The 13,993-nt window shown below is 67.5% G+C and carries 13 protein-coding genes and 1 pseudogene; 6 read left to right on the top strand and 8 right to left on the bottom strand.

Annotated features, from left to right (window positions below; genetic code table 11):
• Together BS38_RS0122560 and BS38_RS0122555 are read right to left on the bottom strand one after the other, a co-directional pair.
• Positions 1-705 (bottom strand): annotated as a pseudogene (locus tag BS38_RS0122560) (HNH endonuclease signature motif containing protein); the annotation flags it as partial.
• An 83-nt stretch (positions 706-788) separates the two neighbouring features.
• The gene (locus tag BS38_RS0122555; RefSeq protein ID WP_028272807.1) at positions 789-1,703 is read right to left on the bottom strand and encodes a LysR family transcriptional regulator; all 915 of its coding nucleotides are present in this window, start codon (positions 1,701-1,703) and stop codon (positions 789-791) included.
• A gap of 72 nt (positions 1,704-1,775) precedes the next feature.
• Between BS38_RS0122555 and BS38_RS26120 the strand changes: the two genes are divergently transcribed.
• The 3 genes from BS38_RS26120 to BS38_RS0122540 are packed head-to-tail and all read left to right on the top strand — an operon-like array spanning position 1,776 to position 4,399.
• Positions 1,776-2,732 carry a DMT family transporter gene (locus tag BS38_RS26120; RefSeq protein WP_081819022.1) on the top strand — a complete coding sequence of 319 codons (957 nt, stop codon included), beginning with the start codon at positions 1,776-1,778 and terminating at the stop codon, positions 2,730-2,732.
• Between the two features lie 30 nt (positions 2,733-2,762).
• The gene (locus BS38_RS0122545; protein ID WP_028272806.1) at positions 2,763-3,650 is read left to right on the top strand and encodes a DUF4031 domain-containing protein; all 888 of its coding nucleotides are present in this window, start codon (positions 2,763-2,765) and stop codon (positions 3,648-3,650) included.
• A complete protein-coding gene (locus BS38_RS0122540; RefSeq protein ID WP_028272805.1) occupies positions 3,647-4,399 on the top strand; it encodes a 2-phosphosulfolactate phosphatase in 753 nt (250 codons plus the stop codon). The genes BS38_RS0122545 and BS38_RS0122540 overlap by 4 nt, the downstream gene beginning before the upstream one ends.
• A 24-nt stretch (positions 4,400-4,423) precedes the next feature.
• Here the strand turns inward: BS38_RS0122540 and BS38_RS0122535 are convergent, their stop codons facing one another.
• A complete protein-coding gene (locus tag BS38_RS0122535) occupies positions 4,424-4,825 on the bottom strand; it encodes a YccF domain-containing protein (protein WP_028272804.1) in 402 nt (133 codons plus the stop codon).
• A gap of 79 nt (positions 4,826-4,904) precedes the next feature.
• Positions 4,905-6,299 carry a TrkH family potassium uptake protein gene (locus BS38_RS0122530; RefSeq protein ID WP_051629106.1) on the bottom strand — a complete coding sequence of 465 codons (1,395 nt, stop codon included), beginning with the start codon at positions 6,297-6,299 and terminating at the stop codon, positions 4,905-4,907.
• 249 nt (positions 6,300-6,548) lie between these two features.
• Between BS38_RS0122530 and BS38_RS0122525 the strand changes: the two genes are divergently transcribed.
• Both BS38_RS0122525 and BS38_RS0122520 read left to right on the top strand, forming a co-directional pair.
• Positions 6,549-7,565, top strand: a complete 1,017-nt coding sequence (locus BS38_RS0122525) for a magnesium and cobalt transport protein CorA (protein ID WP_028272802.1) — start codon at positions 6,549-6,551, stop codon at positions 7,563-7,565.
• A complete protein-coding gene (locus tag BS38_RS0122520; protein ID WP_028272801.1) occupies positions 7,556-8,722 on the top strand; it encodes a serine hydrolase domain-containing protein in 1,167 nt (388 codons plus the stop codon). Before BS38_RS0122525 ends, BS38_RS0122520 begins: the two co-directional genes overlap by 10 nt.
• 9 nt (positions 8,723-8,731) lie before the next feature.
• Here the strand turns inward: BS38_RS0122520 and BS38_RS0122515 are convergent, their stop codons facing one another.
• The 3 genes from BS38_RS0122515 to BS38_RS0122505 all read right to left on the bottom strand — a co-directional run bounded on the left by BS38_RS0122515 (position 8,732) and on the right by BS38_RS0122505 (position 11,130).
• A complete protein-coding gene (locus BS38_RS0122515; RefSeq protein WP_028272800.1) occupies positions 8,732-9,277 on the bottom strand; it encodes a YceI family protein in 546 nt (181 codons plus the stop codon).
• Positions 9,278-9,359: 82 nt separating this feature from the next.
• Positions 9,360-10,469 (bottom strand): LLM class flavin-dependent oxidoreductase, encoded by a 1,110-nt coding sequence (locus BS38_RS26115; RefSeq protein ID WP_043439736.1) that lies wholly within the window; start codon positions 10,467-10,469, stop codon positions 9,360-9,362.
• A gap of 55 nt (positions 10,470-10,524) precedes the next feature.
• On the bottom strand, positions 10,525-11,130 hold the full coding sequence (locus BS38_RS0122505; RefSeq protein WP_028272799.1) for a phosphoribosylanthranilate isomerase: 606 nt from the start codon (positions 11,128-11,130) through the stop codon (positions 10,525-10,527).
• Positions 11,131-11,232: 102 nt separating this feature from the next.
• Here BS38_RS0122505 and BS38_RS0122500 point away from each other — a divergent pair, with 102 nt between their 5' ends.
• Positions 11,233-11,907, top strand: a complete 675-nt coding sequence (locus tag BS38_RS0122500; protein ID WP_028272798.1) for a HutD/Ves family protein — start codon at positions 11,233-11,235, stop codon at positions 11,905-11,907.
• 42 nt (positions 11,908-11,949) lie between these two features.
• Here the strand turns inward: BS38_RS0122500 and BS38_RS26110 are convergent, their stop codons facing one another.
• Entirely contained in the window at positions 11,950-13,914 is a 1,965-nt protein-coding gene (locus BS38_RS26110) for a glycogen debranching N-terminal domain-containing protein (protein WP_043439733.1), read from the bottom strand.
• Positions 13,915-13,993: the final 79 nt, after the last annotated feature.

Raw genomic sequence — 13,993 nt, 5'->3', positions numbered from 1 at the left:
GACGGCGGCGGCGAGTTCCGGCCGTTCCGGTGGTTGGGTGTGCCCGGTGATCCCGGTCCGCGGCAGTACCGCCCCGGCCAGCGCGAGCCGGCGGCTGGCTTCGCCGGCACCGATCCGGAGCCTCAAACGGAGGAACTCGGTGGTATTCCGGCAGCCGTCATCCGCCGGGTCCGGCTCGCCGGGGACCAGAGCCTCGGTACTCGCTGCCGTTTTGGCACCTTGGCTGGTGCCGGTTTGGCTGGTGTCCGCTTCGCTGGTGGCCCAGCCGATGGGATCGTGCACGGCGGTCGCTTCGCCCCACCCGGTGGTCCAACCAACCCCGGACCCCGAGCCAGCCCGCGCGGCAGCACTGGCCTCGCTCCGGGCCCGGTCCACGGCCCCGGCCGCAACGACCTGCATGTATTCCATATTCCGGGAGAACTCCTCGAGCCCGGCGGCAAAGTCAGCCGCTTCCCGGAAGCCCATCACCCTGGCGTCCTCGACCGCCGTCGAACCGGCACGCTTGAACAGCTCAAGGCTCCGGGCCAAGTCACCGATGCTGCCGACGTCGGACGCTAGCGCCTCCGGGCGCCGTGGTGCGCCCGGCGCACTCCGCAGACCGCGGCCCGAAATGGGGTGAACGACGGCAGCAGAAACGGCGGCAGCAGGCAATTTGACCCACCGCAGCGCCCCTCCTGCTACTGCGAGTTCCCCCAAGACCTCCATGGGATAACTCTGCCGCGGGGGTCCGACATTATTGATCGAACCGGTTCTCGATCGTGAACTTTGTATGGGGACAGTTCAGCCCCTTACGCAGGATGGCGCCGGGACAGGCCATTGATGACCGTTTTCAGCTGCGCCAGTACAGCCTTGACGTTCGCCCTTTCGAGGGTTTCGGGACGGGCCAGACAATCGATATGCCGGACGGGCGCGGCATGGGACAGCGGCCGGAGAACTAGTTCCGGGTATCGGCTGATGTCGGTGGTGTACCGGGGCATCAGTGCGATGCAGTCACTGGCGGCCACCACGGCTGCGGCGACGGAGAAATCGTTGATGCGGTGGCGAATATCCGCTTCTGCTCCTCCGATTGCCGCGATCTGGTGGATGGCGCTCTCGAGCGGGAAGCCCTGGTGGACGGCCACCCATGACGCTGCACGGAGGTCATCCGGGCCGATCACTTCGTGGTCCGCCAGCCTGTGGTCCTTGCGAAGAACGAGGTCCAAAGGTTCGAACAACAGGTGTTCAAAACGTACTGATGCGGGCCACGCAGGGCTTCCTGCGAGCCTGTGGGCTATCACCAGGTCGTGTTCCTGCGTGAGGCCGGCAAATTCTTCCTGGGCCACATCGAAGTCGCCCAAGATGATTCGGGGCTGGCCCGGCGAACTAAGGGTGTCCAGGAGCGGGCCAAAGAAGGCCAGCGCCGCACTGTGAAAAGCGACGACGGACACGGCTCCCTGCGGTTCACTTTGAAACGTCGCGACTGCGTGCTCTGCACGTTCAAATGCGATCTCCACGTCTACCGCCGCGGCAGCCAACGCCTGCCCTGCGTCTGTCAGGGCCGTCCGCCTCCCGTCCTTGTACGTCAACGGTGCCGGGAAGCGGCGTTGTAGGGCGCTGAGCTGCTGTGACACTGACGAAGGGGTGACGTGAAGGGCTGCTGCCGCAGCGGCGATACTGCCACGGTCCCCTAACTCCCTCAGAGCGCGAAGCTGACCCAGTTCCATTAGCCCAAACTAATGCATTACAGACAAAATCAACATCTAGTACTAACTGTTCTGGCGGGGCACGATGAACAGATGCCTCCTCTGCTAATGCGCTTCCGCGTCGACTTACTGCTGCTCCTGGTAGCCATGTCCTGGGGATCGACGTATCTCGTTGCCAAGGAACTCGTGGCTGTTGAGACCGTGATCGCCCTGCTGGCCGTGCGGATGTTGCTCGCCGCCGCGCTGATGGCAGCAATTATTGGAGTGCGACGCAAGCGCATCACGTCTGCCGAGCTAGCCGTCGGCATTCCCATCGGGATCCTGCTCGGGGCAGTCTTCGCGCTCGAAACGTTCGGGATCGCCCACACTTCTGCGACCAACGCGGGGCTCATCATCAGCCTGACGATAGTTCTCACCCCGCTCGTGGAGTCCATCGTGTGCCGCCGCCGGCTGCCAGCACAGTTCTTCGTCGCAGCCGTGCTTGCCATCGCCGGCGTGATCCTGCTGGCCGGAAACGGCTCATTTGACCCGCCAGGGCCCGGGGACCTGCTCGTGCTGGGCGCTGCCGCCGTCCGCGCCATCCACGTCGTCACCATGCACAAGCTCACGAGCGGACAGGCTCTGGACTCCTTGCACCTGACAACCGTCCAGCTTGGAACGTGCGCCCTACTCTTCACTGCCGGAACCGCGGCCTACGGAGAATCCATTCCCCAATACCTCGCCCGGTTGGATCCCGGGCAAGGAACTTTATTCCTCTACCTGGTCTTGGTCTGCACTGTGTTTGCTTTCTTCGTCCAGCTTTGGGCGGTCAGGCGCACGTCCCCATCCCGGGTCAGCCTTCTCCTCGGCACCGAACCCGTCTGGGCCGCCATCATCGGCATTACCTTCGCGCACGACGCCATCGGCATCACGGGACTCGCCGGCATCGGCCTCATCCTGATCGGAACAGCCTGGGGACGCTCCATAGAACAAAGGCACAGCCGGAACCGCCGTGTGCCCGACTCGAAGGACCTAATCCTGGAAAAGGACAATCTCGCCGCACTGAAGTAGGCGTCGGCCCGCGGCACTAGAATTTCCCCCATGGCCGTTTACCTGGATCCGCCGCTCTGGCCAGCCCACGGAACCCACTTTTCGCACCTGATCTCGGACACGTCCCTCGACGAACTGCACCGTTTCGCCGAGGCCGCCGGCATTCCGGAACGCGCGTTCGACGGCGACCATTACGACGTCTCCGAGGCCCGGTACGGGGCACTCGTGGAGGCTGGCGCCATCCCCGTGGAGGCGCGGGTCCTGGTCCGCAAGCTGATCGCGTGCGGGCTCCGCATTCCCGCCCGCGAGCGCGGCAAAGCCCTCAAGCTGCCCCTCTTGAACCGCTGGAACGCCGTGCTGGCGGGCCACGACGCCCTCTTCCTCGACCTCCTGGACCGCTGGGGCGAGGAGCACCGGAAGTACCACGGCCGCACCCACCTCCTGGCGGTTCTCGAAGCCCTGGACCTGCTCACCGAGCCGGCAGACCCTCCGCGCACCGTGGTCCTCGCCGCTTGGTTCCACGACGCCGTCTACCGCGGGATCGCTGGCCAGGACGAGGAGGAATCGGCGAGGCTGGCAGAGGACAGGCTCCTGCACGCCGGGCTGTCCGAGGACGAATCCTATGAAGTAGGCCGGCTGGTCCGGCTCACTGCCGACCACCGTCCCGAGACAGGGGACGACGACGGCGCCCTCCTCTGCGACGCGGACCTGTCGGTTCTCGGCGGCGAACCAAGGGCCTACGGCCGCTACCTCAGCGCCGTCCGGGAAGACTTCGCGCACATCGGCGACGCCGACTTCGCCGCCGGACGCGCCGCCGTCGTGCGTCATTTGCTGGAGCTGGACCCGCTGTTCAACACGGACCGCGGCCGTGAGCTCTGGCTGGACTCCGCGCGGCGCAACCTCAACGGCGAGCTCAACCCCGAAGCCGGTCCCGCGTGAGCGAGGTCCAGGCCGCACACCGGCAGCTGCCGTTTACGGTCCGCTTCGAGTGGGGGCTCGACGGCGCCATGGCCGTGGCGCCCGGAGCCGAACTTGCCGTGGTGGTGGATGTCCTGTGTTTCACCACGTGCGTGAGCGTCGCCGTGGAGCGCGGCGCTGAAGTGTTTCCCTACCGCTGGAAGGACGGCACGGCGGCAGGCTTCGCGGCCGGACAGCAAGCGGTGCTCGCCGGCCGGCGCGGCGGCAACGGGGTAAGCCTCTCCCCTGCCAGCCTGCGCACCGCGTCAACGCTGGACCGGGTGGTGCTGCCCTCGCCCAACGGATCGGCGCTTGCCCACTCCCTGGCAGGCGCGGTGCCGCGCGTCGCCGCAGTGTGCCTCCGGAATGCCCGCGCCACCGCCGACTGGGCCGCCCGGAACCTGCCGCCGGCCGCGGTGATCGCTGTTATCGCCGCGGGTGAAAAATGGCCCGACGGCGGACTCCGCCCCGCGCTCGAGGACCAGTTGGGTGCGGGTGCTTTCCTGGCGGCACTCCCCGGGCACCGCCGCGCCGGATTCTCGCCCGAAGCCCGGTGGGCCATGGACGCGTTCACCGCTGCGGAACCCGTGCTGGGCGACGCGCTGCTGGAATGCTCCAGCGGGCGGGAGCTCGTTTTCGGCGGTTATCAGGAGGACGTGGCGATCGCTGCGGAACTCAACGGGAGCACCGCCGTCGCACTTCTCGACGACGGCGCGTTCCGCCGCGCCTGACCGCGTCCTAGGCGGCCGCCGGCCTTAGCGGTAGCTGGTGACGAACGGCCGGTCGGTGGGCACAATCTGCTTGCCGAGGGGCATCAGCGAGACGGGAATGAGCTTCAGGTTCGCGATGGCCAGCGGAATTCCGATGATGGTGATGGCCATGGCAAACGCCGTCACCACATGCCCGATCGCGATCCAGATGCCGGCGACCACCAGCCAGATCACATTGCCCAGGAGCGAGAACACGCCGTTGCCGCCCGGCTTGTCCACCACCATCCGGCCGAAGGGCCACAGCGTGTAGGAGGCAATCCGGAAGGACGCGATGCCCCACGGAATGGTCACGATGAGCAGGCAGCAGATGATGCCCGCGAAGAAGTACCCCAGCGCCAGCCAGAGTCCGCCGCATACCAGCCAAATGATGTTGAGCAATGTCTTCATAGGGCCATTCTCCCCCGCGCGCGCCCGATCGGGTGTCCGGGATTGCCCTGACCCGGCCCTGAATTCCCGGCCCGCCGCATCAGCCGATGATCGGCCGCTCCTCCGGCAAATGGTAGAGCCGCGGATGCGCGGACAGGGCCAGGGCAGAAGCCACCGTGATGGTGCCGATGCGGCCCACGAACATGAGTGCCATCAGCACCCACTGCGCGCTGGCCGGCATGTGATAGGTGATGCCGGTGCTCACCCCCACCGTGGCGAAGGCGGAGATGGATTCGAAGAGCACCTTCTCGAGGCTGTAATCGGTGAACATCAGCAGCAGCAGCGTTCCCGCAATGACGGCGGCGACGCCAAGCAAGGCAACGGAGAGCGCCTGGCGCTGCGCCGAGGAGCTGATGGAGCGGTGGGCGATGGTGACCTGCTCGCGTCCGCGGACCTCGTTCCAGATGGCGAATCCCAGGATGAGGAAGGTGGTGATCTTGATGCCGCCCGCCGTCCCCGCACTGCCGCCGCCGATGAACATCAGGATGTTGGTGACCATCAGAGTCTCCGGTGTGGCTGCCCCGTAGTCGATGCTGTTGAAACCGGCGGTCCGGGGAAACACACTGCCGGCCAGCGCGCCGAGGAACTTCCCGCCTGTGGAGAGCGGCCCCAGGGTTTCGGGCCTGTTCCATTCGAAGGCCGCGAAAAACACGAAGCCTGCCGCCAGAAGCAGCAGCGTGCCGTAGACCGTCAACCGGACGTGAACTGTCCATTCCCTGATCCGGAACCCGTCCCGCATCAGGGCGATGATCACGGGAAACCCCAGCCCGCCGGCCACCACGGCTGCGCAGAGGGGAACGATGATCCAGGGATCTTCGGCCAGCCCGATGAGGTTGTCGCTGTAGAGGGAGAACCCGGCGTTGTTGAAGGCCGATACAGCATGGAAGATGCCGTGCCAGAGTGCCGTGGCCGGGTTGGCGTCGTACCCGATCCAGAACCGGAGCGTCAGGACCGCTGCCGTGCAGCCCTCCAGCGTGGCCATGATCTTAGCCACCCGCACCAGCACGGAGCGCACATCACCAAAATTCAGCGTGTGGGTTTCGGACTGCGCCACAAGCTGCCCGCGGAGGCCGAGGTTCTTGCGCACCAGCAGCGCGAGCAGCGTTGCCAGCGTCATGATGCCGAAGCCGCCCACCTGGATCAGCCCGAGGATCACGGCCTGGCCGAAGGGTGTCCAGAACGTCGCGGTGTCCACGGTGATCAGGCCGGTCACGCAGACGGCCGAGACCGAAGTGAACAGGGCCGGCATCCCGACGTCGGAGTCGGTGGGGTAATGCGAGGCGGGAAGCAGGAGCAGCCCGGCCCCGACCATTATGACGGCGAGGAACGCCACCGGCACCGACCTGACCGGATGCAGGAGCAGGCGCCTGATGCGGCCGTCCCGGGGCCGGAGGTCCGCGGGCACCTTTGCCGGCCCCCTCAGCGGTACCGCCATTGGACGTCCTCTCATGGGCGGGCAGGCGAAGGGCTTACGAAGGGCGTCAGGCACCGCGACCACAACCGTGGCCGTAGTCCGACGCATCACGGAGCGTAGCACCGCGTGATTCCGGCAGAACCCGGTCTTTACGAAATCCTTACGCCGCCCTTTCCCGGCTACGCAGCGGCGCGGGCGCATACTGTTGGCAGCGTCCCGGCGAAGGGCTAACGTCACAGCCAAGGGGCGGTCCGCAGAAGGAGGCGCAGCGTGACCATTATTGATAACGCCGTCTACGTAAATGGCCGCCGGACCACCGACCCGGAGGGGCTTGAGGAGACGTATTTCCTGCTGCGGCAGCGTGAGGGGATGGCCTGGATCGGCCTCTACCGGCCGGACGCACCGGAACTGCGTTCCGTGGCCGACGAGTTCGACCTCAGCCACCTGGCGGTGGAGGACGCCCTGACCGGGCACCAGCGGGCGAAACTTGAGCACTACGGCGAGACCCTGTTCCTGGTGTTGCGCCCGGCGCGCTATCTCGACGACGTCGAAAAGGTCGAGTTCGGCGAGATCCACGTTTTTGTGGGCACGGATTTTGTGGTCACCGTCCGCCACGCGGAGTCACCGGACCTGGCCCGCGTCCGCCGGCGCATGGAAGGAGAGCCCGAATTCCTGGCGCTGGGCCCGGACGCCGTGCTGTACGCCATCCTGGACCAGGTGGTGGATGAATACGAACCGGTGGCTGCCGGCCTGGAAAACGACATCGACGAAATCGAGGACGACCTCTTCAGCGGCGACCCGGACGTCTCGCGCCGGATTTATGAGCTCTCCCGCCAGGTCATCATGTTCCAGCGCGGAACCAGCCCCCTCGCGGGAATCCTGCAGGCCCTGCTCACCGGAACGGCCGAGCATCGGCCCGGCCCCGAGTTGCAGGACCACCTCCGTGACGTCCTGGACCACGTCCTCCGCCTGGGCGAACGGACCGCCTCCTTCCGGGCCCTGCTGCAGAACGCGCTCACCGTCAACGCCGCGCTGGTGGCCCAGCGGCAGAACGACGAAATGCGTCGCCTGACCGAATCCAGCTTCGCGCAGAGCGAGCAGGTCAAACGGATCTCCTCCTGGGCCGCCATTCTGTTCGCCCCCACCCTGGTGGGCACCATCTACGGGATGAACTTCCGCACCATGCCCGAGCTCGACTGGATCTTCGGCTACCCGATGGCGCTGGGCCTGATGGCGGCCATGGGCGTGGCACTCTACGCCGCGTTCAAGCACAACAAATGGATCTGACAGCAGTCCGCGCCGCGCTGGCGGACACAGCCCGGAAGGCCCGCGTTCCGGGAATGTCACTCGCTGTGGTGTCGCGGGACGGGGCGCTCCACACAGTCGGCACAGGTTTCGCGGACCTTGACGGCCATGCCCCCGCGACGGCGGATACGGTTTATCCCTGGTTTTCCATGACGAAGCCGGTGACGGCCACCGCCGCCCTGCGGCTCTCCGACCGGGGGCTCCTGGACCTGCACGCGCCCGTCCACGAATACCTGCCCTGGCTGCGCGCCCCCGGCCCGGCCCAGCCAACCGTGTGGCAGCTGCTCAGCCATTCCGCGGGGCTGGGCAATCCGCTGCCCGTGACCTGGATCCACCCGGCGGATACACCGGCGCCGGACCAGGAGCAGATGCTGCGGAAACTGATGGCCCGGCGCCGCGCGTTCCGCCACCCCGTTGGAGGCACCGGTCATTACTCGAACGTCGGCTACCTCCTGGCGGCCCAGATCATCAGCCAGGCTTCCGGTGAGCCGTTTCCCACCTACATCCAGCGCGAGATCCTCGCTCCGCTGGGAATGGCTTCAACCGGCTTCGCCTACCTGCCGGGTCGATCCGCGGCCACCGGCTATGTCCGCCTCCCCCGCCCGCTCACTCCGGCACTCGCGGCAATCCTTCCACCAGGGACCCTGGGGGCAAGGCACGGCGGATATTCCTCACTCAACCCGTTCCTGGTTGACGGCGCGGGCTACGGCGGCCTGGTAGGAAGCGTGCTGGACGCGGCAGCCTTCGCCCGCTTGCATCTCAACGATGGGCTGGCTGTTCCGCCGGAAACAGCACGACCCGAAGGAGCCGCCTGCGCTGCCGCCGGAACTCCCGCGAGCGGCGCTGAACCACAGGGGCACCGCATCCTCCAGGAGTCCACGGCGCGGGCCATGCGCGACATCCACGTCAAAGGAAGGCAGTTCGACCACTCCGCGGGCTGGTTCCGGAAGCACTCCAAGGAGTACTCCAGGGAGCCATCCGGGTCCTACGTGGAGCATTTCGGCACCGGGCTGGGGTTTTGGAACATCATGCGCCTCTACCCGGAGCAGGGCAGGGCAATCGTGCTCATGTCCAACAGCTCCACGAGCTACGACTACACCAGCCTGTTTTCCGTGCTCCTCCGCCTGCCGTGGACCTGAGGCCCGCGGCTAGGCCTGCTTGACCAGCGCTGCGTCGACGTTGATCTTGACCTTGTCGCTGACCAGCACGCCGCCGGCTTCGAGGACCGCATTCCACGTCAGCCCAAACTCCTTGCGGCTAATTTCGGCCTCTGCGCTGAAACCTGCCCGGGTGGCGCCGAACGGATCGACCGCCACCCCGGTGAACTCCACTTCGAGCTCCACGGGCTTGGTGACGCCGCGGATGGTGAGGTCGCCGGTGACGGTGTAGTCCTCTCCGTCACCTTCGATGCCCGTCGCCCGGAAAGTCATCTCCGGGAACTGCTCCACGTCGAAAAAGTCCGCCCCGCGGACGTGGGCGTCGCGGTTGGCGTCGCCCGAGTCGAAGCTCGCTGTCTTCACGGTGGCGTGCAGGCTGGACGCCGACAGGGACGCGCCCACGTGCGCCTCCGCGGAAGCGTCGGTGAAGCGGCCGCGGACTTTGCTGATGCCGGCATGGCGGACGGTGAACCCGATTTCGCTGTGGGACATATCAAGGGTCCAGATGCCGGGAGTAATACCTTGGGGCAGAGTCACGACGGGTCTCCTTCGACTCGGGTGGCGGGCCTGGCCCGCCGGTTCTTCGGGGTGGTCCCCAGCTGAATGCTAGCGAAGACCATTAGCCACGGCTAGCCTCCGCACCGGGCGCTGCAGGCCCAGCGGCAGCCGCAGTCCCAGGCCCACGCCCAGCCCCGGCCACGGGCCACTTCGGCTGCCACCCAATGGCAGGGGCCACGTGCCGGGCAATGGTGCCGAGCAGCTTGGCGTTGAAGTCCACGCCCAGCTGGTTCGGGACGGTGAGGAGGACGGTGTCGGCAGCCTGCACGGCGGCGTCCGCCGCAAGCTCTTCCGCGATGGCCTCGGGCTCGCCCACGTAGCTTTTGCCGAATCGCGCCACCAGCCCGTCGATGATCCCCACCTGGTCCCGCTTTTCCCGAAGGGCGCTGAGCCCGAAGTACCGGCGGTCCTCCTCGTCAACGATCGGCAGCACGCTCCTGCTGACCGATACCCGTGGCGTGTGCTCATGGCCGGCACCGGCCCAGGCGCTGCGGAACATGCTGATCTGCTCGGCCTGAAGCTCGTCGAACGGCACGCCGGTGTCTTCGGTCAGCAGAGTGGAACTCATCAGGTTCATGCCCTGTTCCGCGGTCCAGACGGCGGTGGCGCGGGATCCGGCGCCCCACCAGATCCTGCGGGCCAAGTCCGGCGAGTTCGGCTGGACCGGCAATTTGCCGGGTCCGCCGCCGAAGCGGGGATCCCCGTCGGCCACTCCGGCGCCGGTGATGGCGTGGCGGAACACCGCGGTGTGCCTGCGTGCCATGTCCGCGGGGCTCTCGCCCTCGGCAGGAACGTGGCCGAACACTGCGGCGCCGTCCCGTGCCGGTTCGGGTGAACCGCGGCTGACGCCCAGCTGCAGCCTGCCGCCGCTGATCAGGTCCGTGGCGGACGCCTCCTCCGCCATGTACAGCGGGTTTTCGTACCGCATGTCGATCACGCCGGTACCCATTTCGATCCGGCTGGTGCGGGCGGCGATGGCTGCCAGCAGCGGGAACGGGGAGGCCTGCTGCCGGGCAAAGTGATGCACCCGGAAATATGCGCCGTCGATGCCCAGCTCCTCGGCGGCCACGGCCAGCTCAATGCCCTGCAGCAGGGCGTCCCGGGCGGTGCGGGTCCGGGACCCCTCGACGTTGCCCCAGTGGCCGAAGGAAAGAAATCCGATGCGCTTCATGACAGCGGCAACAAGAAGCCGGCACTCTTCATTCCGGGTCTAGATCATTCCGGGACTAGGCGGCCGGGGCCTTTGCTGCCAGCACGAACGCCCGGACCTTCGCCAGGTCTTTGACTCCCCGCGAACTTTCGACGCCGGAGGAGACGTCCACTCCCCACGCGCCGGCTTCCTTCGCGGCCCGGGCGACGTTCACGGGGTCAAGTCCCCCGGCCAGCAGCCAGTTCCGCCCGGCAAGACCCTTGGCCTGCACCGACGAGTAGTCCCAGGCCTCGCCCGAGCCGGGCACGGCCGCATCGATCAGCAGCAGTTCCTCGCCCCAGCTGCCGAATGCTTCCGGGGAAGCACCCATGGTGACGGCCCTGATCACCTTCATGCCGGCGTCGTGTGCTGCTTTCACGTCCTCCGGGGTGCGGTCCCCGTGGAGCTGGATCCACCCGAGGCCCGCCTCGCGGGCGACGGCGACGGCGTCCGCCACCGGCTCGTGGCGGAACACGCCCACCGCGGGGGTACCGGCCGGCACGTGGGCTAGGAGCTCCCGGGCCCTGGCCGGGGTGACCTCGCGCGGGCTCTTGGTCAGGACGAATCCGACGGCGTCCGCACCGGCACCCGCTGCTGCCTGGACCGACTCCGGCGTACTCAGGCCACACACCTTGACGAACATCCTGCTCCTCCTGCGATTCTCTTCCTCCCCTGACGTTAGCAAGCCTGCCAAGTCTGCACCGACGTTACGCCGGGCCCTCGTTCCGGCCGCTAGGCTGGGCGGATGGAGATCATCCGCTATGCAGAACTCAGGGCCGAACCGTGGCGCAACAAGGGCGGGGTCACCCGCGAACTGGCCAGCCATCCGAAGGCTGCCTCCTCACAGGACGGCGCATGGGACTGGCGGGTGAGCATCGCCGAGGTGTCCAAGGCCGGCCAGTTCTCAGCGTTTCCCGGCATGGACCGCGTACTCACCGTGGTGGACGGCGAACTCCTGCTGCTGACCGTGGACGGCAGCGAACACCCGCTGGAGAAGTACCGGCCGTTCCGCTTCCCCGGTGACGCGGACGTCACCGGGGCGCTCCCCACGGGGGACATCCGCGGACTCAACGTGATCACCCGGAACGGGGCGTTCAAGGGCTACACGTCCATCATCGAACTCTCCAAGAAGCGCGCGCACCCTGTGTTTGAAGGGCAACTCGGGATCCTGCTGCAGGGACAGGCCACTGTCAGCCCCGGGGCTGCCGGGGCTGACGCTTCGGATGCCGGACCCGGCGGCGAGGCACCCGGCAGCGGGGACACGCCCGACGGCGGCGAGGCACCTGAGGCAGCCCCCTCGCCGGGCGAGCCGGAGACGCTGGGACGCTATGACGCCGTCGTCGGTTCCGACTCCGGTACGCCCGAAATCCTGGGCCGGGGCTTCCTGGCCGTCGTATCGATCGACCGGGTGACGGGCTAGCGACCGGTCTCACACAGCGCGTGGCCACAAGACGGAGACCGGTCACAAGGTAGCGGCGGACGCCTGCAGTTCTTCCCGCGGCACCGGCCGGTCCGCCGGGGTGAGCGCTGCGGCGATCACCACGGAGCTCGCCGAGGCCCAGGCCTGCGGCCGGCAGCTCGCGGGGAACGGCACGGGCGTGCGCATGGTGTCCGAGCCGTGGCCGCCAAAGAGCTCCGGCAGCCGCCAGTCGTTGGCCTCGGCCACCTGCAGCAGCCCGGCAGCGAGCTGCGCCGCTTCATCCGGGAAACCGTCGGCCAGCATGCCGCTGATGATCAGGGCTGTGTCATGGCTCCAGACCGCGCCGGCATGGTAGCGGGTGGGCCAGTAGCCGCCGTTGGTGGTGGACAGCGTCCGGACGCCGTAGCCGGAGAACATGGTGGGGTCCATGACGCGACGCACCACAATCCGATGCTCGTCCTCGTTCAGGATTCCGGTGCCGAGCAGGTGACCCATGTTGGAGGTCACGCCGTCCACCGGGCGTTTGTCCGCATCCAGGGCAAGGGCGGGGTACGGCCCCAGCTCGTCCTCGCACCAGAACTGCGCGCGGAACCGTTCGGCCATGCCGGCCGCGTAGTCGCGCCATTCCTGCGCGCCCGGACGTCCGAAGGCGTCGAGGATCTCCGCGCCCACCACTGCGGCCTCGTAGGCGTAGGCCTGGACCTCGGCCAGTGCGATGGGCCCCCGCGCCAGTGAACCGTCGTGCCAGCGGATGGCGTCGCCGGAGTCCTTCCATCCCTGGTTCACCAGGCCCTGCCCGGAGGCGTCGAGGTATTCCAGGAAGCCGTCCCCGTCCAGGTCGCCGTGGTCCCTGAGCCACTCGAGCGCGTCCTCGAGGTTGGGCAGGAGTTCCTTGACCTCGGCGTCGGGCATGCCGGCTTTCCAGGCATCGTGCAGGAGGCAGATCCACAGCGGAGTGGCGTCAATGGTGCCGTAGTACACCGGCGGCAGGCGCAGGGCGTGGCCGCTCTCCGCCATGGTCAGGACGGTCCGGCGGACTTCATGCAGGATCTTGCCCGGCTGGACTGCCGTGGTGTGGTCTGTTTCGGTGCCCTGCCGGCCGGCGAGCGCACGCAGCGTTCCGCCGGCAATTGCCGTGTTGATAGGCAGCAGCATGCGCGCCGCGATGATGGAATCGCGGCCGAACATAGTGAAGAACCAGGGCGCACCCGCCGCCAGGAACGTGTCATGCGGATGCGAGTAGTGCGCCAGCCGCAGGCTGTTGAGGTCGCTGACGGACCGTTCCAGGAGGCGGCTGAGCCGGGGATCGTTCGATGCCGGAGCGGCGATGGGTTCACCGTCAGGCGCCAGCATCGGAGAATCCGCATCCGTCAGGTCAACAGACCACTCCAGCTCCACGGGTAAACCGGGAGCCACCTCCACGGCCCAGTCGATGGTTACGGTGCTGCCGTCCACGCTGACCGTTCCGTTGGCCGCCGTCAGCGCCAGGGTGGTGTCCTGGTCGCGCCAGGACCAGGTGGTCCCCTGCGGTTCCACGGGGGCGCCGCCACGGCCGCCCTGCTTGATGTTTTCCATGGTGGTGTTGTCCGCGCCCAGGGTCAGCCTGACCGTCAGCGATACGGGTTCCCGCATGGCGGACTCCAGGCGCAGCGTCTCACCCACGCGGCCGGAGCAGCCGGTGAGGGTCTCCGTGTCCTCACCGTGGCGGATGCGGCTGGACCGGGCCGAGCGTGTGCGCACCAGCGAGAGCAGAGGGTCCGCCACTTCGGCGTCCGCACGCACGAAGTAGATGTAGTCGGTTTCCTTGGAGGACCGCAACTGCGTGGACACCCACTCGGGCTCGCGCCCGTCCACGGTGAGGACGGCAGTGTTGAGGACGCGGTCGTCGCCGCAGTAGATCCCCTGGGCGCCGGTGTGGCGGACCTGTCCATGAGCGTCGGACCACGCCTGGATGGGGGCACTGAAAACGCCGGAAAGATTGTGCAGGTATGGCTGTTCAGAGGCCACGGTAAGACAACTCCTGTGCTGCTGGGTGTGGGGGCGGAGGCTGGCGTCCGCTTTACCGGGCGAGAACCTGGGCGCACAG

The organism is Arthrobacter sp. UNC362MFTsu5.1, from assembly GCF_000685965.1.
Taxonomy (GTDB): domain Bacteria; phylum Actinomycetota; class Actinomycetes; order Actinomycetales; family Micrococcaceae; genus Arthrobacter.
This window is presented reverse-complemented; position numbering and strand designations above follow the sequence as displayed.